6 protein-coding genes and 1 pseudogene are annotated in these 6,315 nt (G+C 53.9%); 1 reads left to right on the top strand and 6 read right to left on the bottom strand.

Going from position 1 to position 6,315, the window contains the following annotated elements; all coding sequences use genetic code 11:
• Positions 1 to 292, top strand: a 292-nt coding sequence (locus Q358_RS0113760; protein WP_027961936.1) for an integrase core domain-containing protein, incomplete at its 5' end; no start/stop codon positions are given.
• 40 nt (positions 293 to 332) lie between these two features.
• Here the strand turns inward: Q358_RS0113760 and Q358_RS17600 are convergent.
• The 6 genes and pseudogenes from Q358_RS17600 to Q358_RS0113725 all read right to left on the bottom strand — a co-directional run.
• Positions 333 to 1,094: pseudogene (locus Q358_RS17600) on the bottom strand (TrlF family ATPase); the annotation flags it as partial.
• A gap of 145 nt (positions 1,095 to 1,239) precedes the next feature.
• Positions 1,240 to 2,178, bottom strand: coding sequence for a HEPN domain-containing protein (locus tag Q358_RS18715; protein ID WP_156940939.1), 939 nt, complete (start codon positions 2,176 to 2,178; stop codon positions 1,240 to 1,242).
• Positions 2,179 to 2,590: 412 nt separating this feature from the next.
• Positions 2,591 to 4,246 carry a hypothetical protein gene (locus tag Q358_RS17590; protein ID WP_043488445.1) on the bottom strand — a complete coding sequence of 552 codons (1,656 nt, stop codon included), beginning with the start codon at positions 4,244 to 4,246 and terminating at the stop codon, positions 2,591 to 2,593.
• A gap of 601 nt (positions 4,247 to 4,847) precedes the next feature.
• Positions 4,848 to 5,084 carry a hypothetical protein gene (locus tag Q358_RS0113735; RefSeq protein WP_027962509.1) on the bottom strand — a complete coding sequence of 79 codons (237 nt, stop codon included), beginning with the start codon at positions 5,082 to 5,084 and terminating at the stop codon, positions 4,848 to 4,850.
• Between the two features lie 61 nt (positions 5,085 to 5,145).
• Entirely contained in the window at positions 5,146 to 5,364 is a 219-nt protein-coding gene (locus tag Q358_RS19085; RefSeq protein ID WP_342665560.1) for a BPSL0761 family protein, read from the bottom strand.
• A gap of 51 nt (positions 5,365 to 5,415) precedes the next feature.
• A partial coding sequence (locus Q358_RS0113725; protein ID WP_027962507.1) for a BREX system Lon protease-like protein BrxL occupies positions 5,416 to 6,315 on the bottom strand: 900 nt, incomplete at its 5' end.

Genomic DNA, 6,315 nt, shown 5'->3' with positions numbered 1-6,315 from the left:
TGGGTTCGCCACGGTCGACGACGCCCGTGAGTGGGTGGCCAGCTTCGTGCAGTGGTACAACCACGAGCATCGCCACAGCGGGATCCGCCTGGTGACACCGGCACAGCGACATGCTGGCGAGGATACCGGCGTGCTGGCAAAGCGGCATGCCATCAATCAGGCAGCGCGTGCGGCCAACCCCGCTCGTTGGAGCGGCAAGACCCGCAATTGGACGCCGATTGGCACCGTGTCTCTTAACCCGGAGCGGGAGCTCCAGGTCACCGTCGCTGAACCGGAAAAACAGGTGGCCTGAATGATCTCAGAGGCGACAGATTTCTTGACAACTACCGGTCGTGGGAATCGCTGCCATGGAGACACGGCTTGCACCCGTCATAGCGCGAGCGCAGTTCTTCGACGCTGACGTTCCGTTGGCCGATCCAGAATTCACGCTGTGCGGGGTTGCTGGAGAAGATGATGTGGGCGAATTTCTCTATCTCTTGACGCACGGTCGCGTCTGCGGCCTGACGGACGCCGGAAGAGCCGTCACTGGAACCACCAGCAACAGCGATTAAAATATTCTTTTTCGCCCATTCACTCTCGGCGATAACTTTTCGCAATTGATCGAAGTTGACTTTGAACTGTGTGGCGCCGTGTCGGAGCGCAGCGCCGTCGTCAGTGATGGTAGTGTCTGAATGTTTGCCCAGCTTTATCAGTTCCTCCCGCGTGCAGTCGAAGCGGTCGCCAAAAGCATGGAACTGAAGGCGCTTCAGGATGCGCTTCACCTCTGAGAGGTGTTCAGGGTCTTCAGGGCTGACCAACAAATGGACGTTCACGAAGCCCGTTTTCGCTGCCACGTCGAGGCGCAGCTCGATGTTAGGGAAGATTAGCGACACGTCGGGCAATCGGCCTGCATCCTTATGCTGAAGGAATTCCTCGTATGTGTTGGTAACGTAGTAGTCAGTGACCGCGACCGCCTCGACCCTCGGCGTCAAGGCTTCGAGCGTCGAGAGGTAGGAGCTCCAGGGGTCGGATACACCGAACTGATTGTTGAGGATAGTGCCGGGCGCATGGATATGCGGCTCCCATCTATGCCATTCAGAACCGCGATTGATCACTTACATCTCCAGATTATCATCTTTGTTTAGGTCACCATGACCCGATTCAATAGGAAAGGCCTAACGCCTTGCTCACCGGAAAATTAGGAGCGCAGCGAGTAATTTTTCCGAGTGCAGCAACTTGTTAAGCGGCTCTTGAAAAAGGCTAAAATTCAAAATCACCTCTTGAGGTGACTTCTCCTTCAATTTTATCAACAAAGTTTGCAACACAGTGACGTAGATCGTATAGCTTATCTGGTGTGATTTCCACTTGACTACCTTCCTTCGTTCTTCCGCTTCTGTGGACTATGTCATGACGAATTACAATGTATTCCATTAGCTGTTTAATTTCTTGCCTTTCGATATCCAGCGAACTCGAAAAAAGCGGCATAACCCTGTCAAGACGATGCCAGACAGTTTTCTGTATATATTGCTCAACCTGATCTCTTAGAGCCTCAAGACGGTCAAATATATTTGATAGCGATAATTTTTCTTTTTTAAATTCGGAGCAGCTTGAAACGAATCTTTTAAAAACGTCCTCATCGGATTTTACCCAATATGACATAGTGTCTGACAAATATATTTCTAAAGCAGCAATCAGATGTGAATAGAGCAGTTGGCGTAGCAGCATTTTATGCTCAGAATCCAGAACCGCCTCGTTTAATGAATCAATTTCTGACAAACGCTGGAGGAATTGTTGGTAAGGTGAATTTTCCGATTCAACTTCAAAAGAAAAATATTCATCGTAATCGGGCTCAGTATGTATTGGGGCCCATTCGTATATCCCATCCGACTCTACATCATCAATTACAGCACGAACTATCTCATCATCAAATAAATCGCCGAACCTGCCATACAACTCATCCTCTGCTTCGTAAGGTCCGCCATGAATATAGAGATATCCTCCTTCGCGCCCATTGTAAGGTGTATCATTCGCTGGGTCCCAAAAACGACTCAGGAACCATTTCCGCATTGCCTCATGACGCAGGTCAGGCGGTGCTGATGAAAGCCATTCATTATTAGGTTCGAAGCCTAACCTTGTATTAACGCCCGCCTGTTCTGGCAAATCCGGATAGTATTCTTCAAGGTGGTCGTTATGGCCCATCGTTAACCTCGGTAAATTTCTTTATGGTTCAGCTTGGGAAAATGCGAAGCCGCTTAACAGGTAATAGACCGCACGGTCTGATATCGCATGAACGTGCATGCATTTCAACAATGTTATACTGCGCACCACTTTCTCTGCTAACTCATTGAAATTAATATATTAAGAATAGCGTAGGAGTAAAACACCATTCATCGCGCATGCTGCATACCCCCGATGAACGTGTCTGCTGTCTTTGCCGGCATGTCGGCTTTGGGTCGTCAGCTGTCTAAACCAATACATCAGCGCAACCTAAAGTTCTTCATCCACCAAGAGCGCAAGTTTAGCCAGAGCAGATAGAACGGTTGAGCTAAGGCACCTCGCTAAGCGAGCCTGCATTGAGCGATTTGTTAGTGTCAGACTGAATAGTCTTCATTTACTCCGTTCGCATCTTGTTAACAACAGCGATAAATATAGCCAAAAGCACGAGAACAGACGAGGCAAGTGCAAATGCAGCCAGCCCGGTAAGCCAATCCGTCCAGTCGGGATACGTTGATTGCAGGAAAGGCCGAACGACCAGATCAGCCAGACCTGCAGCTCCCACTATGCCAAACACAGCAGCGAGCCATCGGTCCACGCGGGAGCGCCTCTTTTCGGCCGTATAACGACGTTTATCTAAGTGCCATCGAGCCTGCTCCTTACCTGACTCGATGAGACCAATTGTGCCCGCGGCGGCCATCAAGTTCTCAAGCGCATCCGTAATCTCTCCAGCCTGGCTTGATTGGTGAATTACAGTGTCGGCGTTAGCCAACGTTTCATAAGCATACACAAGGTGTTCATCAGTGGGTGGTGCTCCCGCCAAGGCACATGCACGGGCAATACGCATGTTGTGGTACTCAAAGTGTTCCGCCCTAGCCTGGTTCTCTAAAAGCGCAGCCCTAGTGTTTGGGTCTTCCCAGGCATTGTCAGGCGCATCGTGTGGCCGCAGCCAAGTCCATAGCAGAATTGCCCGGTTACCATGGAGGGAATAATCCGTAAATGGACGAAGGTCGGCTGGTAGCTGTGGAGGATTCTCCATCCCGGCTGAACGCGACAGGATCCGAGACATCGACTGGCCGTATCTGTTGAATAACTGTTCCTTGGATTGCGGCTGGTCGGCAAAGCGCATTAGGGAAATCGAGGGTCGGCCTTGCCACAACTGTATTCCTACCCCTCGGCCATTTTTCCTGTCGTTCTTTGAGACAATTTTTGACGCTACCACGTTTGCGTAGATGGATCTGCAAAGATCAATGGTCCCTTCCCACTCCTCTTCGTTCTCTGAACCCGCGATCTGGTGGAGCCGCCATGACTCCCCATGCAGGTCAAAACATCGCCCTTCCTTGCTAAGGGAGTCGTCGAGTGTGCTTCTCGCCGTCCGTCTCATTTTTTTTATGAGATTACGGCTCCTTCGATCAGCGACGCCTTGTCCGCCAATGGATATCTCACCCTTGAACGCGTCAGGCAGGAGCTTTTCACCATCTATCCTTTGAACTGTCGCCTGCATCCAAACGCATTTAAAGTAGCGCTGGAACAGGTTGACGATATCGCGTATGAAATCTTCTTCTTCAAGATTCGCCCAAGTCGTGTCGAGCTGGAAGGAGATTGACATGAGCCCGTCAGCATGAAGCTTGAGCCACGGGTAGACTGGCAGAGCCAAGTTGTCATTTTCGAGTACTACTGGAGGCAGGGCAGCTCGCAAATACGGAGAAATCTGCCGCGCCTCCTCGCCCTCGATACGTTGCTCATGGAATGACAGCTCCAAGCAGAGGATGAGGTCTTCGGTGGTATGCTCTGGCAAAGACTCGCTGAACGCGACCGCCCACCTATTATCCCACCGACGTCCCTGAGGACGAAGCCATTCGAGCTGGATGTCGCCTTGATCGTCAAGGTATACGGCCTTCAGATCCGAGAAACAAACAGTCCTCACGATACCCGACTTCAGAAGGGCGGCCGACGTCTTGAGGAGGTCAACGTGGGTGACATCAAGGCCAACGGTGTAGTTGTAGAAACAGTTTACCTGCTGTACCTGCAGGTAGCTCGATACGGCCGTCATAACAAGCTCTTCGCAATAAGGATTGACACGCTAAAAAGCATTGCTTACTGCGCGCTGTTTACCACTTGAACGAGCGCGTTCGTTCAACATTATTATATTGTACTCCAAAATATATTATTTCAATGAGACTTCTTATTGAGGCTTCCATATAACAGCAATAAACGAGCTTATTACCTTTCCCAGCATGGCCGCTTTGGGTCGATAGCGGCCTTTCCTTCATGTATACCTCCCCTTACTCCAGTCGCATGATAAGGCTGCAAACTAGTAGAGGATCTTCAACCATACATCTACCCATGTGCGACCTCGCCGCTGCGAAGGATGAAACCTCGTCAGGAATGGTCAGGAAGAAGCCGCTGCGCAGGTAGACGATGATCTCGCCGCGCATGGCGGCCATGCAGGAACGGTCGCTCCGCAGGCATTCCAATGCCTCGCGGAAACTCTCCAGGGGCTGTGTGAAGCTGTCACGAATATCGATGGCCCGGTTAGCGGGTCTGCGGGGGAGGGGAGGGCTGTATCATGGGTATGCTACCCAGCGGATAGTGTGGCTATCAGGGTAGCCCATGGCCAACGCGGACTACCGTTGCTTCAACTGGTACCAGCATCAGTCCAGAAAAGCAGCGATGCCTTCCTCGTCGATCGCTTCATGTACCGCGTCCAGGGCGGTCTGGTCCGTGGCGAAGCGGTCGTCCCACACATGGGAGGTGCCATCCTCGTTGACGACTTCCAGCAGCCAGTCGACCTCCTCCTCCAGGCGGTAGATATCCACCTGCAGGGAGTGGCCGTCGCGAGTGATGGTCTGGCTCAGGGGGCTCTGGATCAGTTCGGGTTCAGCACTCATGGCGTTGCCTCGTGAGTGGTGGCGCAAGCGGCGCCGGATGGTGTTACGGCGTCGAGCCGGCCTATTCGTCTATCGAGGAGCTGAAGATGGGCTGGAAGAGAGTTCCCTCGGTCAGCTGCTCTTCCACTTGGCCGGCGTGTAGCATCTCTTCCCGAGACGGATAGTGACGAAGCAACCCCCTCGCCTGGCGGCGGACAGATTCAGGGAGGGAGGCATCCAGCGAAAGCCTCTGCAGAAACTCCCCAGCGTGAATCACGGCGCGTGTACGCTCAGATGGCATAGTCATCGACGTCTATCCCCTTTCAACTTGTGTACGGCAGCGACAGTGCGGTCATTCCACCCCCAGCGCCTTGACCACGGCGTCCACCGGCTCGGCATAGAAGCTGGTCTGGAACTTGGTGAACAGCTCGGCGGGAATGGTGGGAATATCCGCAGCGCTGGCCATGGGCAGGGTGACGCGTTTGCCGCCGGCGTCGAAAGAGACCTGCAGGCATTCGGCGAGGTTCTCCACGGGCTTAAGGCTGCCACCCAGGCTCATGTCGCCCAGCACCACCATCTGGCTCTGGGTGGGACGGCCCAGCAGCCCGGACGAGAAAGCCACCAGGCTGGCCAGGGCGAGGTCGCGAAGCACGCCGGTGTTCTGCAGGTCGACCACATGCAGGTGGAAGTCGTGCTCCAGCACCTTGCTGGAGCCACTGATGCGGCTGGCGTTGGCCTTGAAGTAGTCGAAGGCCATCTTGACCTGCTCCTTGGCCGCGGTTGAGTTCCACAGCCCCGACATGGCCAGTTTGCCGCTGCCGGCGGTGACCTGGAGTTCGATGCGGTAGACCCCGGGCATACCCTTATCGCTGAGGCCGATGGTGTGCACCACACCGGGCTTGCCGAGCCCCTCGGGGATCAGCCCGCCGCCACCTTGTTCCTTCACCGAGACGAAGTGCTCCTCCAACGTCTCCTTGTCGATGTAGCTGAAATGGACGTCGTAGAACTCCATGCCCCCAATCTTCTTGAGCTGCTCCTTCACCCGACGGCGCACCTGCAGGGCGTACTCCAGGCACTGGCGCACGTCGTCCTTCTGGTACTCCCCATGTGGGAAGAGCAGCTTGAGCAGGCCAGAGGCGGTCTTGCGCACGGCGATGACGTCGCGCTGGTTGAGGTTGTCGCCCAGGCGGAAGTGCTGATCGATGGCGTCGGCGAAGCTGCGCTTGCGCATCTCGCGGAAGAACTCGGCCAG

The sequence above is a fragment of the Halomonas halodenitrificans DSM 735 genome (assembly GCF_000620045.1).
Taxonomy (GTDB): domain Bacteria; phylum Pseudomonadota; class Gammaproteobacteria; order Pseudomonadales; family Halomonadaceae; genus Halomonas; species Halomonas halodenitrificans.
This window is presented reverse-complemented; position numbering and strand designations above follow the sequence as displayed.